Source organism: Acinetobacter sp. SM1B (assembly GCF_003289665.1).
GTDB lineage: Bacteria > Pseudomonadota > Gammaproteobacteria > Pseudomonadales > Moraxellaceae > Acinetobacter > Acinetobacter schindleri.
In genome coordinates this window covers 1-12,627 of sequence record NZ_QMBM01000012.1, presented here as the reverse complement: position 1 = coordinate 12,627, position 12,627 = coordinate 1, and the positions used below count along the sequence as shown (strand labels likewise).

At 35.7% G+C, this 12,627-nt stretch carries 17 protein-coding genes and 1 pseudogene; 11 read left to right on the top strand and 7 right to left on the bottom strand.

The genetic code is table 11. The features are described 5' to 3' along the window. The first annotated feature begins 74 nt into the window (after positions 1-74). The gene (locus C8322_RS14075; RefSeq protein ID WP_111810820.1) at positions 75-1,283 is read left to right on the top strand and encodes an IS256 family transposase; all 1,209 of its coding nucleotides are present in this window, start codon (positions 75-77) and stop codon (positions 1,281-1,283) included. Positions 1,284-1,291: 8 nt separating this feature from the next. Here the strand turns inward: C8322_RS14075 and C8322_RS14070 are convergent, their stop codons facing one another. From C8322_RS14070 to C8322_RS14060, 3 genes are read right to left on the bottom strand one after another with little or no spacing between them, the layout of a single operon-like run. Then, on the bottom strand, positions 1,292-1,603 hold the full coding sequence (locus tag C8322_RS14070) for a hypothetical protein (protein ID WP_228156516.1): 312 nt from the start codon (positions 1,601-1,603) through the stop codon (positions 1,292-1,294). Between the two features lie 51 nt (positions 1,604-1,654). Further along, on the bottom strand, positions 1,655-1,969 hold the full coding sequence (locus tag C8322_RS14065) for a helix-turn-helix domain-containing protein (protein ID WP_111810819.1): 315 nt from the start codon (positions 1,967-1,969) through the stop codon (positions 1,655-1,657). Then, positions 1,950-2,273: a hypothetical protein gene (locus tag C8322_RS14060; protein ID WP_000288001.1), complete on the bottom strand. Its 324-nt coding sequence runs from the start codon at positions 2,271-2,273 to the stop codon at positions 1,950-1,952. The genes C8322_RS14065 and C8322_RS14060 overlap by 20 nt, the downstream gene beginning before the upstream one ends. 264 nt (positions 2,274-2,537) lie before the next feature. Here C8322_RS14060 and C8322_RS14055 point away from each other — a divergent pair, with 264 nt between their 5' ends. From C8322_RS14055 to C8322_RS14045, 3 genes and pseudogenes are all read left to right on the top strand, one after another. Further along, the gene (locus C8322_RS14055; RefSeq protein ID WP_111810818.1) at positions 2,538-2,846 is read left to right on the top strand and encodes a hypothetical protein; all 309 of its coding nucleotides are present in this window, start codon (positions 2,538-2,540) and stop codon (positions 2,844-2,846) included. A gap of 165 nt (positions 2,847-3,011) precedes the next feature. Continuing rightward, entirely contained in the window at positions 3,012-3,269 is a 258-nt protein-coding gene (locus C8322_RS14050; protein ID WP_111810817.1) for a hypothetical protein, read from the top strand. A 49-nt stretch (positions 3,270-3,318) separates the two neighbouring features. Beyond that, a pseudogene (locus C8322_RS14045) lies at positions 3,319-3,501 on the top strand (transcriptional regulator); the annotation flags it as partial. Positions 3,502-3,584: 83 nt separating this feature from the next. On the opposite strand, the gene C8322_RS14040 reads toward C8322_RS14045, so the two are convergent. Continuing rightward, positions 3,585-3,851 carry a mobilization protein gene (locus C8322_RS14040; RefSeq protein ID WP_146747338.1) on the bottom strand — a complete coding sequence of 89 codons (267 nt, stop codon included), beginning with the start codon at positions 3,849-3,851 and terminating at the stop codon, positions 3,585-3,587. A gap of 209 nt (positions 3,852-4,060) precedes the next feature. Here C8322_RS14040 and mobQ point away from each other — a divergent pair, with 209 nt between their 5' ends. The 5 genes from mobQ (at position 4,061) to C8322_RS14015 (ending at position 8,087) form a co-directional block, all read left to right on the top strand. Then, positions 4,061-5,497, top strand: a complete 1,437-nt coding sequence (mobQ, locus tag C8322_RS14035) for a MobQ family relaxase (RefSeq protein WP_111810814.1) — start codon at positions 4,061-4,063, stop codon at positions 5,495-5,497. Positions 5,498-5,598: 101 nt separating this feature from the next. After that, positions 5,599-5,820, top strand: a complete 222-nt coding sequence (locus tag C8322_RS14030; RefSeq protein WP_111810813.1) for a hypothetical protein — start codon at positions 5,599-5,601, stop codon at positions 5,818-5,820. A gap of 180 nt (positions 5,821-6,000) precedes the next feature. Further along, positions 6,001-6,930: a replication initiation protein RepM gene (gene repM, locus C8322_RS14025; RefSeq protein ID WP_000845975.1), complete on the top strand. Its 930-nt coding sequence runs from the start codon at positions 6,001-6,003 to the stop codon at positions 6,928-6,930. A 66-nt stretch (positions 6,931-6,996) separates the two neighbouring features. Next, positions 6,997-7,539, top strand: a complete 543-nt coding sequence (locus C8322_RS14020) for a plasmid replication DNA-binding protein (protein WP_111810812.1) — start codon at positions 6,997-6,999, stop codon at positions 7,537-7,539. A 272-nt stretch (positions 7,540-7,811) separates the two neighbouring features. Beyond that, positions 7,812-8,087, top strand: coding sequence for a DUF6966 domain-containing protein (locus tag C8322_RS14015; RefSeq protein WP_004967304.1), 276 nt, complete (start codon positions 7,812-7,814; stop codon positions 8,085-8,087). 81 nt (positions 8,088-8,168) lie between these two features. Here the strand turns inward: C8322_RS14015 and C8322_RS14010 are convergent, their stop codons facing one another. Then, on the bottom strand, positions 8,169-8,471 hold the full coding sequence (locus C8322_RS14010; protein ID WP_001140620.1) for a helix-turn-helix domain-containing protein: 303 nt from the start codon (positions 8,469-8,471) through the stop codon (positions 8,169-8,171). Further along, positions 8,464-8,820 (bottom strand): type II toxin-antitoxin system RelE/ParE family toxin, encoded by a 357-nt coding sequence (locus tag C8322_RS14005; protein ID WP_004967307.1) that lies wholly within the window; start codon positions 8,818-8,820, stop codon positions 8,464-8,466. The genes C8322_RS14010 and C8322_RS14005 overlap by 8 nt, the downstream gene beginning before the upstream one ends. A 233-nt stretch (positions 8,821-9,053) precedes the next feature. On the opposite strand from C8322_RS14005, the gene C8322_RS14000 reads away from it, so the two are divergent. Further along, positions 9,054-10,625, top strand: coding sequence for a sensor domain-containing diguanylate cyclase (locus C8322_RS14000; RefSeq protein WP_111810821.1), 1,572 nt, complete (start codon positions 9,054-9,056; stop codon positions 10,623-10,625). Between the two features lie 91 nt (positions 10,626-10,716). Here C8322_RS14000 and C8322_RS13995 read toward each other — a convergent pair whose 3' ends face one another. Further along, positions 10,717-11,328 (bottom strand): recombinase family protein, encoded by a 612-nt coding sequence (locus C8322_RS13995; protein ID WP_104427055.1) that lies wholly within the window; start codon positions 11,326-11,328, stop codon positions 10,717-10,719. A gap of 213 nt (positions 11,329-11,541) precedes the next feature. Between C8322_RS13995 and C8322_RS13990 the strand changes: the two genes are divergently transcribed. Beyond that, the gene (locus C8322_RS13990; RefSeq protein ID WP_000537573.1) at positions 11,542-12,069 is read left to right on the top strand and encodes a plasmid pRiA4b ORF-3 family protein; all 528 of its coding nucleotides are present in this window, start codon (positions 11,542-11,544) and stop codon (positions 12,067-12,069) included. Positions 12,070-12,627 lie beyond the last annotated feature (558 nt).

The window sequence follows — 12,627 nt, the reverse complement described above, 5'->3', positions numbered from 1 at the left end:
GAGACTGTAAATAAAACTGTGTAAACGCTTAAACTATCCCTCAACGCTGTTGGGGGGCAACACAGGTGTTTACCATGAAAGATGAAGCAATGCTGGCATTGGCAAAAGAATTTGCTAAGAACTTAAAAACAGAAGCTGACCTGAATAATTTCAGTAAAGCTTTAAAGAAACTCACCGTTGAAACTGCACTCAATGCTGAACTGACTGAACATTTAGGCTATGAGAAGAATAGTCCTCGTATAGGCAAAAATACACGTAATGGCTATACAACCAAACGGCTATTTACTGATGATGGTGAATTTGAACTAGACACGCCTAGAGATCGTGATGGCACTTTTGAGCCCCAGTTGATCAAGAAGAGTCAAACCCGTATCACACAAATGGATAGCCAAATCCTATCCCTATACGCCAAAGGCATGACGACACGAGATATTGTTGCCACATTCAAGGAAATGTACGATGCGGACGTCTCCCCAACGCTTATTTCCAAAGTGACGGATGCAGTTAAAGAACAAGTAATAGAATGGCAAAATCGACCATTGGATGCCCTTTATCCTATTGTCTATATGGATTGTATCGTCGTGAAAGTGCGTCAAGATAGTACGATTGTTAACAAAGCGGTGTATCTGGCATTAGGTGTCAATACAGACGGACAGAAAGACTTATTAGGTATGTGGATGTCAGAAAACGAAGGTTCTAAATTTTGGCTCTCAGTCCTTACAGAACTGAAAAATCGTGGGTTAAAGGATATTCTGATTGCCTGCGTAGATGGACTGAAGGGCTTTCCTGATGCAATCAATACAATTTACCCTGATACGCATATTCAGTTGTGTATCATCCACATGGTACGCAACAATCTTAAATATGTGAGTTGGAAAGACTACAAAGCTGTCACAGCCGATTTAAAAAAGATATATCAAGCTGTTACAGAAGACGCAGCCTTACAAGCTTTAGATGAATTTGGACAAAAATGGGATGAGAAGTATCCTCAAATCAGCAAGTCATGGCTTGCCAACTGGACGAATCTAAACACGTTTTTCGCTTATTCTATGGATATTCGCAAAGCGATTTACACGACGAATGCGATTGAATCATTGAACAGCGTTATCCGCCATGCAACCAAGAAAAGAAAAATCTTCCCAACTGATGATTCCGTGAAAAAGGTGGTATATTTAGCAATTATGGCAGCAAGCAAAAAATGGACGATGCCTATTCAGAATTGGAAAGCTGCCATGAATCGCTTTAGTATCATGTTTGAAGAGCGTGTAACCAAGTATTTTTAAAACTGTATTTACACAGAATTATTTACACCCTCGATAAATTTAACCAACGTATCCTGAATAAATTCCTCCAATTCAATACCTTGTTTTTTAATTAATTTTTCTAAATTTTCAATTATTTCATGGTCTAATTCAAACGAAATTTCTGATGAGGTCGCCATTAATAAATCGTAGTTGCTTTCTACCATTTTTCTAAAGACTTCCTCAGGATTATTCTTTAATGGCACGTTGAAAGACAGTCGGAGAGAACTGTTAATAATTTCAACATGTGTATATCCAAGATGTTCTGTACTTTTTCCGACAAATCCTAAATGCTTCATCATGATTCTCGAATCTGGTTATAGCGAATAGCCCTCAATCGAGAGCTATATAAATCAAGCCAGGCTTTCTTTTACAAATTGTGGATCAACAATAAATAATCGAATAAGGGATGTTGCTGCTCCTGAAGGTCTTCTAGCACCTTGTTCCCAAGATTCGAGTGTACGTCTCGAAACACCCAGAAGTTTGGCAAACTGTTCTTGTGTCAGTTGAGCCTTTCTACGAGCTAATGCTACATCGGTCTCAGTGATTACAGTTCTTTTAGCAGCATTATTAGCAAGCATGTCATCTATACCTAGCAAGATTTCAGCTTCAATATCTCTGGTTGCTTCAAAAGCTTCGAGTTCTTTTTCAGTCATTAAACGAGTCATTTAATTTCTCCACCAATGCTTGAAGAGTTTTCTTACTAAGCTGTACCGTTTGCTTTTTACTGTACAGGGTTAATAACCAGATCTCTCCATTTGTTAAACGATTAAAGTAGATGACTCTGACACCACCACTTTTACCCCTACCACCACTCGTCCATCTAATTTTACGAATGCCACCTGAATTAGGCTCTACATCTCCGGCTTCAGGATTTAATGCCAAGAATGTTTTAAATTCTTCGTACTCTTCCTGAGTCCAATAAACAAGACAGTATTTAGTAAATAATGGGGTTTCACATATTGTATACATTGCTGATGTTCATACTACCTTGTAGTAACTCATCATATACCACTATGTAGTATTATTGAATATTAATTTTCAGCTTTTTGGTTGTTTAGATTTAACAAGCAGAGTTCTTATATAATTCTGAGGATAAAGGCTATCAAATATGCATACGTAAAATTCTGCGTGAAACCATATTGAAGAATTCAAAAATCACCCTTTAGATTAGGAGCAATAGGATGAACTACTTTGCACAGGATCCCTTCTAGGTAATGTTACCTAGGAGGAATCATGAAAAGACTGAAATCTCAGTATCATCAATCTGTAAAAAAACCACATCCTAATGATTATTTTTATAAACGCTTTCCTAATGTGAAAAGTGTTTATCATAAAAAATTCAGTACACACCAAGAGAAAAGCTTTTATTCAATTCATTGCATTGAATATAAAAACTATCCTCTTAAACTTCGTGTAGCGCGAGGGCCTGGTCTAGCTGAAGCATGGGATGATCTTCCAGCATATGTCTATAAAGTTGCTAAAAGTTGGAAACATAATTCCAGAAGACAGCATCAGTACTACAAAGAACATGAACAACACTAAGAAAAATGAGGGAGTTTTTCCCTCATTTTTTGTATAAAACTCATTCTAAAAGACTGATTATTAGAAATAGATAAAGGATTCTGCATCATTGAAAGAGTAAAATTTATAAAATCAGAAGTATTGAAATTGCCTTCTGTTAACTTGATGAAATGAGTACTAAAACCTATGAAAAGAGATGAAATTTTAGGACATGACTCTTCTGAAAAAATCATTTTTTGCTTTCTTTATGAAAATGATGAAAAGGTTATCTCGCTGTTCGTTCGCTATTCAGATGAAAATACGATGAATATTGCAAAGCAGTCAGTCACTTTACATAGCCTATTTTGGAAATCAGATACGAGTGCACAAAATTTGAAGGAATTATTTGAAACTGATCCTTCTTTAGTAAATTTAGGCGTAGAGTTTTGGGCAGATTTTTTTTAGTTCAATAAAAAATTTCCACCAGGCTTCAATAATGTGAAAGGACCGCTCCATGAATAACAAACTATTTGATCATCTTGTCCTTTCACTAAAAGAAGCAGGTGCCATAAAACGTGATGAAATTCAGGCAAGCCAAGCCACAGACCTTAGGCTGCCTGACTCTAAAGCAGGGTGTGAAAAAATGGGATTAACCCAAGTAGAGTTTTCTATACGTTTACATCTCAGGAAAACAACCAACAGAACTGAAAGTAAATTTAAATAACTTAAAAAGTATTAACTTTTAAATTAAATGTTTATATAAAAAAGCTATCCAAAGAATTATAAATTAAACAACTTCCGGTCACGTTCATCTGTTAAATATTTATCCATCTGAGCAATTAGTTTAGCTTTGGCCTGTTCATCTCCTTCGGTGATTCTTAGCATACAGGATCCAATTAAAATCTTGCGTCTGGTATCATCCTTTCGAGCCTGTTCTTTCTCTTTGGCACGTTCTCTTGCTAGTGCTGCCTGTCTTTGAGCCTTTAACTGCTTTAGCTTTTCTTCTTGTGCTTTGATTTTGCTGTCTAGTGTTTCAGTAACGCTCATTAATCCAATATCATCATCCTGGGAAACCATCCCTAACATAAGCGCACTTGAATATGCATTCAAGGTGCTATATTTATAGTAATGTTTTCCTCGAAGAGCGCACTTATGCAAACTTCGTTTGCAAGTCCGATTGGGGTCTCCCCAATACCCCGACAACCGTATCCACGGTTGTATTTCACTACGTGAAAATTTAAAAGCGAAAAATAGGCATGGCGATTTACCACTTTTCAGTCAAAACCGTAGCACGGTCAGCAGGGCGTTCCGCTACTGCTGCGATTGCCTATCGGGCAGGTGAAAAGATCTATTGTGAACGTGAGGGCCGAGAACATGATTACAGCCGAAAAACAGGTGTGGAATATAAAGAAATTTATTTACCCGAAGGCGCACTAGAACATTTAAAAAACCGGGAAAGACTCTGGAACGAAGTTGAACAACGGGAAACCCGAAAAAACTCGACAGTTGCCCGAGAATTTGAAATCGCTTTTCCAAGTGAATTAAATCAGGAACAACGCCTGGCCATGCTCGAAGAGCTATGCGCCAGTATCGTGGACAGACATCAGGTGGCCGTCGATGCCTGTATTCATGCACCGCATACTGGATCTGGTAGTGATGAACGCAATTATCACGCGCATATCCTGATGAGCACACGCAAACTTACTCCGGAAGGCTTCACGGATAAAACCCGGGAACTGGATCAGAAACACAGTGGAGAAATCGAACACTGGCGCGAACACTTTGCCGATATCTGCAATATGCACCTGGATCTGGCCGGATCCACCGCCAGAGTTGACCACCGCAGCTACAAAGACCAGGAGAATGGCCTGGAAGCCACCCTGCACGAAGGACCGAAAGTCACCGAACTACGTAGAAGAGGCATCGAAACCGAAATCAGCCGAACCAATGATGAAATCAAAGAAAGAAATCAGGCTCAGCTGCAATACGGCAAAAATATGGATCTGCTGATTGCTGAAAATGAGATCAAACTCAATACACTAAAAACTGAACAGCAGATCCAAATCAAAAATAGTGCTAAAACGCCACCAATTGACGAAAAAGCCCTGTTTGAGGAAAAACAGAGGGAAACCCTTGGCAAAGTGCTAAAACGCGAAATCAGCGCAAAAGACGCGAATCTAGACCTAGAATTTATGCAGGATGTTTTTAAAAAGGCAGAAAACACCTTGGGCAAGATGCAAAAGCATAAAAATGAGTTTAGTCAGCAGCTCGCCCAAGACATCGTGAAAAACAGACTGAAACAAAGTCATGACAAGTTGCAAAGTCTGGTCGATCAACACAATGAATTAACCCAGAACAAACCCTTACTGTTTGGAAAAAAAGCCTGGGAAGCCCAACGTGACGAGGTTTATCAGGAACACAAAAAGCTAAAAGGTCAGCATGAACACCAGAAAAAACATGGTGTGAAGGATTTATTGGAAAATGAAAAGTTCAAAGAACATGCCTGGAAGCAGTACCAACAACAACATCCGGCCAAAGCCAAGCAATACCAGACTCTATACTCAACCTATCAAGTCATTAAAAAATGTGTGAATGAGATCAAAGCAGAACAACAGCTGAAACTCAGACAAGAACAACAACTCAAAGCACAGCAACATGCGCCTAAAATGAAATCTCGTGGCATGAGTCGCTAAACAGAGCGAGTGTCTACGAGCGAACTGAGAAAATTTGCCCTTTCCTTTCCCTGATTACAAGCTCCCTATCCATCAATCACCTGCATACCAGAGCATCCCGCATGGGTGCGAACTTTCCAAATTTGATTCTTAAATCGAGCGTAGCGAGAAAAAAAGTTCATGAGCGCAGCGAATTCCGAGTTGCTTTTGCTTTTTCTAAAAGTCACGAAAATATTAACCAAAAATTGCCCCAACAAATCGAGCGAAAGCGAGATTCAATAGAGTTTGAGCGTAGCGAAAACCAAGGGCAATTTTTTACTCCCTGGGCTTTTAATTATTTTTAAGCTTTTAAATGCTTTTAATTAAGCTGTAATCCTTTATTCATAATGGTTCTAGAGATATTAAAACGAGGTTTACCTTGCATTAAAACGAGGTTTACCTTGCATTAAAACGAGGTTTACCTTGCATTAAGCGAGATAATTATATAACCTCGTCTTATTGAATTAAAAATATAATCTTTTCATATGAAAACAGAACTAGTTGTTAAAGATAACGCCTTAATCAATGCCAGTTATAACCTCGATCTAGTTGAACAGAGGTTAATTCTTCTAGCTATTGTTGAAGCAAGGGAATCGGGTAAAGGGATAAATGCTAATGATCCACTAACAGTTCATGCTGAAAGTTATATTAATCAGTTTGGTGTACATCGAAATACGGCTTATCAGGCGTTAAAAGATGCTTGCGATGACTTGTTTGCAAGACAATTCAGTTATCAGAGTCTTAGTGAAAAAGGTAACATTATTAATCACAAATCAAGATGGGTGAGCGAGGTGGCTTATATTGATAATGAAGCTGTCGTTAGACTTATTTTTGCCCCTGCTATTGTGCCTTTAATTACTAGGTTAGAAGAACAATTTACAAAGTATGAAATACAACAAATAAGTAATTTAACAAGTGCTTATGCTGTTCGTTTATATGAAATATTGATTGCATGGCGTAGTACTGGAAAAACGCCTCTCATAACTATGTATGATTTTAGACAAAAAATAGGTGTACTCGAGACTGAATACAAACGAATGTATGATTTTAAAAAATATGTTTTAGACATTGCATTAAAACAAGTAAATGAACATACCGATATTACTGTCAAAGTTGAACAGCATAAAACAGGTAGATCTATTACTGGTTTTTCATTTAGCTTTAAACAGAAAAAATCAGCCACGCATTCAGTCGAATCTAAAAGAGATCCGAATACATTAGACCTCTTTTCAAAAATAACAGATAAACAACGCCATCTATTCGCCAACAAGCTCTCAGAGCTTCCTGAGATGAGTAAATATTCACAAGGCACAGAAAGCTATCAGCAATTTGCTGTACGTATAGCTACCATGCTGCAAGATGCAGAGAAATTTAAGGAATTAATTCCTTTACTCAGAAAATTAGGATTTCAATGACATTGTTAATTGAAATTGTTAAGTTAACAGTCAGGTATTAACACAAGTTGAAAACTGGTTTACATAATGAAAAAACTGTCAGTTTCAGAGTTAGCTAAGCTTTATGGATATTCAAGACAAGCCATATATGCACATATAAACAAAGGAAATTTATCTAAAGGATCTGATGGATTAATTGACTTTTCAGAGGCCCTAAGAGTTTTTGGGAAACCACAAAAAAAAGAGGATACAGTCAATCAAAGTCAATCAATTAACAGTCAAAACTTGACAGAAGTTGACTTACTAAAACGTCAAGTTGACATACTGGAAAAACAATTAAATCAGGCAATACAGAGAGAAAATCAATCTTTAGAACGTGAATCGTTTTATCAAGAACAGATTGAAGCTATGCAGCGCTTACTAGAAGCACCAAAAGCCAATATGACTACCTTTACCGATCAGAGCTTTAAACAGGATATAGCAACGGATCCTCGGTCGGAATTAGCAACGAACTATGACGAATTGACTACTCCTCAGCAAGATAATAAGCGTATTCCTATCCCGGAGCATGTTGAACAAGAACAGAAGAAGAGAGGCTTCCTAAGCCGCTTTTTCCTTCCATATGGTTAGCCAAGACTCCAGTTTTTTGATGAGCCAATTTCAGTGCAAGCACATGAAATAATGACTCCTCAAAAAACCGGATGAGGTTTATTAAAACTGAATAAACCCGTGGAACATTGCTTACTTATTGATCGTGGAACATAAAAAAATGCCAAAAAAGCCTAAGAGTGACTGCTTAGGCTTTTTTTAAAGATATAAGACATTGTTTTTAAAGGATTTTTACAGATCATTTCGTATAAGGTGTATTATGTTAATTTTAGAGAATCTTAAAAAATACTTTTATGAAAAATAAAATTGAAGATTTAAAATCAACAATTCAAGAACTAATAGAATTGTTTGAAGAACAGAATTTAGAACATTGGGCAGAAATGTATAAAAGAATACTGTTCTATATTGATGATGATCTAGAATACGCAAAATATAAAATACAAAGTACCATTGGAGGAATGGGATCAATGGATGATATCGTTTTATATCGCAATGGTGATCCACTTATCAAAGAAAACAATCGTTTGGATTACTTAAGAAGTAAATTATATGTTTTTTGCGAAAGCTAAATTATTCTTAATATCGCTAATTTAACATAATGGCGATTATACGAATCTAAAAATGGGAGTCTTTAGCTCCCATTTTTATTGTTAAACATTGAATCCTATATGTTTTCCTGTTGGAAGCTCTACATCAATACGGAGCTTCCCGCCCATTGCCTCAACATACTTTTTCATGGTTGAAATCTTAAGATCATTGCCACGATTTTCTATTGCTGAAAGCGATGGCTGTTTTATTCCCAAAGTTTCAGCAAGTTCCTTTTGAGAGATTTCAAGTTCTTCACGAATAAGATGAAGCTGATTTTCTAGCAGTAATTCATCTGCCATTTTTTGAATACGGGCTTGGCTCTCTGGAGAGCGGCTAGCTAACAATTCTTGCAGAGTCTTAGCCATTAGATTTATCTCCTAGGGTGGTGAGATGAAGTTGGTATTGTTCATCTGCAATATCCAGCATGTCTTTATAAAAACGCTTTTTACTGCCTTTATCAGCAATACATAGAACAATAGCCTGTCGTAAAGGATCAAATGCGAAGAAAGCTCTCAGTGGTTTACCTCGATGTTGAACACGAAGCTCTTTCATGTTGGTAAATTTAGAGTCATAGACAGTATCTACTAAAGGGCGGCCTAAACTTGGTCCTTGCTGCTGTAGAACAACTAGGGCAGCCAGAACCTTCTCTTGTGTTGATTCGTCTTGCTGTTCAAGCCATTCATTAAATAGATCTGTCGTAATGACTATCCACATACCACAACCAAAATATAGATTATAGTCTATATTTTAGGAGCATTATGCTTGTTTTGCAAATGAGAAATGATAGGCAATAAAAAACCCCAGCATCCTGCCGGGGTTTTTCATATTGGGTTGCCTATTCATTTTAGATTTATATGAATAAAAGTAAAAAAAATAAATACACTACTTTAACTACGAAAGAAAAGTGTAATAAACTTAACCACATATGCCTAATTAATCATAAATACATGAAATTATTTAGATTTGCTGAAAAAAAATTCAATTTAAACCTAAGAAAACTAATACTTTTTTTATCGATTTTTTCTGTATCTAGTCTTTTTATAATTTCTTTAGTTATTAGCTACCAAGTAGTAAAAAAACAACTTATAAACAATTCATTATCATTAAATTCTCAGTATGCAAATAAAATTGCGATGAGTACAGACAATTACTTTAAAAATATTGCTATAGAATTAGAATATAGTGCAAAAATTTTAGGGAAAAAATATAATAATGAAGAACGTGAAGCAGAAGTAGAACGTCTCAAAATGCAATCTAACTATTACAATAGTGTAGTTATAGGAGATCCATTAGGTAGATTAATTAACTATTCTCCTAATATTTTGAATATTGATAAAACCAAAATACAAACTACATTAGGAATTAGAAACTCTATAAAGAGTAAAAAATTTTATATTTCTACGCCATATCGCTCTATTAAAAATAATATGATTATTTTTATATCGTATCCTATATTTGATGAAAAGAAAAAGTACAAAGGCTTTATCGGATCAACAATTTATTTAGAAGAAAAAAATGTGATCAATCAACTTTTAACAACCACTGAAGGCTATAGAAAAAGTTACATGTATGTAATTGATAAAAATGGCCAAATAATTTTTCATCCTGATCACAAAAGAATTGGTGAAATAGCTAAAAATAATAGTGGATTGGAATATATAAAACAAAACAAAAATGGGACAACTCGTCTTATCAATAGCCGAGGAGTTGATAACCTTGCAGGATTTGCACATATCAAAACTACTGATTGGATTATTATCTCTCAACAACCTACATTAGAACTTCTAACTCAAGCAAATTCAATTATTTATAAGGTTTCGGGTGGGATTTTTATATTTTATCTAATTATTTTTTATATTGTTTGGAAATGCTCATTTTATATCGCATCTCCGTTGCATAAACTTGCTTCTATTGCAGGATCACTTGACCAATCAGAAACAAGTAATGAAATTAAAAGCATTATCCCGTGGTATTATGAGATTGTTAAATTTAAGCTTTCATTATTATTAAGTATGAGAAGCTTTTCATTAAGAATAAATGAGATGGATTACCATATTAATACGGATCCTCTTACTGGTTTAATGAATCGTAGAGGTTTGAATTTCACTATAGAGAAAAAATTAAGTATAAATAGTTTTTTTTCTATTTTAATGATAGACGTAGACTTTTTTAAAAAAATAAACGATACATATGGACATGAGCAAGGAGATTTAGTCCTAAAGTGCCTTGCAGAGATTATGCAAAAAAACTTTAGGAAAAATGATGTTTGCTGCCGTTATGGAGGTGAAGAGTTTATTGTTCTAATACCAAACGTAAGTAAAGAGGAAGCTTATGAAAGTGCAGAACGGTTTAGAAAAGCGGTAGAACAACAATTTATAGAAAATGTAGGCTACATTACTATTTCTATAGGTATAGCATATTGGCCAGAAAGCTCCGAGGACATTTCAGAAGTCTTTAGGATTGCAGATAAGCACCTTTATGAAGCTAAAATTAGTGGCAGAAACTGTATAAAATTCTAATTTATAGGCCTGATATTTAACATAAAATCTCTTATGTGAAGCAATCTGAATGCAGCGGTGCCCCATTGGGGCGCGTTGAGATAAGCCTCTTTTAGATAACTTTAGCAACTCGATAGACAGTTGCAACTCCACAATTCACTGCTTTGGCAATTTCTTCCTTAGTCATATTGCCAGCTGCTAGCAATTCTTTTATTCGTTTGTGCTTAGCCTCATTGGCTTTCTTACCTGTTGGCTTGTAACCCGAACGTTCCAGGCCCTGCTTAATACGTTCTATACGTTTCTCATTGTCTAGGCGGGCCATTGTTGCCAGGAGATCAATCAACATATTGTTGATGAGTTCCAAGATTGAATGAGTAATGCTGTCACTGGTTTGAATCATTTGGTAGGTAGTAGGAAGATCTGCCACAATTAATCGAAGTCCTTTCTCCTGAATCCTGCGCTTCAGCTCTTGAAAATCCTGTTGGGTTAGGCGTGATAATCGGTCAATACTTTCAACCAACAAGGTGTCACCTTGATTTGCTTCTGACAGTAGCTTATTCAATTCAGGTCGGTTTAACTTCGTACCACTATAGTTTTCCACGTACACAATGGTTTCGCCCAAATTCAAGTTTTGGTTTAGATCCTGAAGAATCTGCAAAGCCCTTTCTGCATCTTGATCTTTAGTTGAAGCTCGTAGATAAATACGTGTATTCATTTCTATCATTTAGCCTTAATTCGATTAGATCAATGATAATGCTATCATTTAATTATTGCATTAAGTTTAATGATAGATGCTTTATGTTATTTGGCTCGCTATCATTCAGCTATACTCTTTTGATAAAAAAGCAGGACTGAAAGCCATGCTCTGGGAATTTGTATAACGTGTATTATGTTAATTTTAGATTTACTAAAACTATTTTTTGAGAACTAGGCTGTTATGGGAACTGTAAAGCTCAAATCTTCTGATGAAGTTTTTCAATTAAAAATTAGTCTTCTAGGCAGTGATCCTGAAATCTGGAGAACTATTCAAATTTCATCGGCAGCTACTTTATCTACGCTCCATAAGGCAATTCAATCTGCTTTTGATTGGGAAGATAGCCATTTACATGAATTCACGACTATTAAGCATGAAAAGATCAATAAAAGACAAAAATTGAAAGAAGTTCTACGTGTAGGTAAAAAAATTATATATACATATGATTTTGGCGATTGTTGGGAACATTTGATTACTGTAGAAAGCAGACAATCTCCTGATTTAAATAAAAAATATCCATGTTGTATAGATGGTCAAAATCATGCTCCATTTGAAGATATTGGAGGAATTTTTGGATATCTTGATATTTTAGATGCATTACAAGACCCTAAACATCCAAGATATGACGATTACATGCAAATTATCGAGGATGAAATAGGAGAGATAGAGTTTGATCCGACCTACTTTAATTCACATGATATTAAGTTTTAAACCTGATTTAACATAATGGCGGTTATACGAAGTACACTTGTATATTAATATAAATATCAATAAGTTAAAAATTTAGTCATGACTAAGAAAACCTCAAAAATCGGCTTTTGTAATAAGTTGGTGAGTTTTTAAGCGAATCTGTAACATTTTGCCAAGAAAATTGATTAATAAATGATCAATTTGGTAATCAGTGCCCATTTCATGCGGATCCAGGTTCCAAAACTATCCCCAATTGCTGGGGATAAAATTTAGGCTATTTTGTACGCCCTGGCGCACATAAATCTCGGCTCTTTGCGGCTATTTGAAAAGCGCCAAATTTCCTATGATGAACCCATCAGGAACAGGATGTTCCATAACATAAAACAATAATTATAAGTTATTACACAAGGACCAGAGGGTAAAACAGCACACGAAGAAGAAATAAAAACCCCGGCAAGATGCCGGGGTTTTTTATTGCCTGAATATAGTAATTAGTGGGCAGTATCTGATTGGTTTTGATTGATAAATTGAGACTGTAAATAAAACTGTGTAAACGCTTAAACTATCCCTCAACGCTGT

Excerpts from the sequence above, each read along its gene's own strand:
- C8322_RS14075 (WP_111810820.1), top strand. The coding sequence starts at position 75 with ATGAAAGATGAAGCAATGCTGGCATTGGCAAAAGAATTTGCTAAGAAC.
- C8322_RS14070 (WP_228156516.1), bottom strand. The coding sequence starts at position 1,603 with ATGATGAAGCATTTAGGATTTGTCGGAAAAAGTACAGAACATCTTGGA.
- C8322_RS14065 (WP_111810819.1), bottom strand. The coding sequence starts at position 1,969 with ATGACTCGTTTAATGACTGAAAAAGAACTCGAAGCTTTTGAAGCAACC.
- C8322_RS14060 (WP_000288001.1), bottom strand. The coding sequence starts at position 2,273 with ATGTATACAATATGTGAAACCCCATTATTTACTAAATACTGTCTTGTT.
- C8322_RS14055 (WP_111810818.1), top strand. The coding sequence starts at position 2,538 with ATGAAAAGACTGAAATCTCAGTATCATCAATCTGTAAAAAAACCACAT.
- C8322_RS14050 (WP_111810817.1), top strand. The coding sequence starts at position 3,012 with ATGAAAAGAGATGAAATTTTAGGACATGACTCTTCTGAAAAAATCATT.
- C8322_RS14040 (WP_146747338.1), bottom strand. The coding sequence starts at position 3,851 with ATGAGCGTTACTGAAACACTAGACAGCAAAATCAAAGCACAAGAAGAA.
- mobQ (WP_111810814.1), top strand. The coding sequence starts at position 4,061 with ATGGCGATTTACCACTTTTCAGTCAAAACCGTAGCACGGTCAGCAGGG.
- C8322_RS14030 (WP_111810813.1), top strand. The coding sequence starts at position 5,599 with ATGGGTGCGAACTTTCCAAATTTGATTCTTAAATCGAGCGTAGCGAGA.
- repM (WP_000845975.1), top strand. The coding sequence starts at position 6,001 with ATGAAAACAGAACTAGTTGTTAAAGATAACGCCTTAATCAATGCCAGT.
- C8322_RS14020 (WP_111810812.1), top strand. The coding sequence starts at position 6,997 with ATGAAAAAACTGTCAGTTTCAGAGTTAGCTAAGCTTTATGGATATTCA.
- C8322_RS14015 (WP_004967304.1), top strand. The coding sequence starts at position 7,812 with ATGAAAAATAAAATTGAAGATTTAAAATCAACAATTCAAGAACTAATA.
- C8322_RS14010 (WP_001140620.1), bottom strand. The coding sequence starts at position 8,471 with ATGGCTAAGACTCTGCAAGAATTGTTAGCTAGCCGCTCTCCAGAGAGC.
- C8322_RS14005 (WP_004967307.1), bottom strand. The coding sequence starts at position 8,820 with ATGTGGATAGTCATTACGACAGATCTATTTAATGAATGGCTTGAACAG.
- C8322_RS14000 (WP_111810821.1), top strand. The coding sequence starts at position 9,054 with ATGAAATTATTTAGATTTGCTGAAAAAAAATTCAATTTAAACCTAAGA.
- C8322_RS13995 (WP_104427055.1), bottom strand. The coding sequence starts at position 11,328 with ATGATAGAAATGAATACACGTATTTATCTACGAGCTTCAACTAAAGAT.
- C8322_RS13990 (WP_000537573.1), top strand. The coding sequence starts at position 11,542 with ATGGGAACTGTAAAGCTCAAATCTTCTGATGAAGTTTTTCAATTAAAA.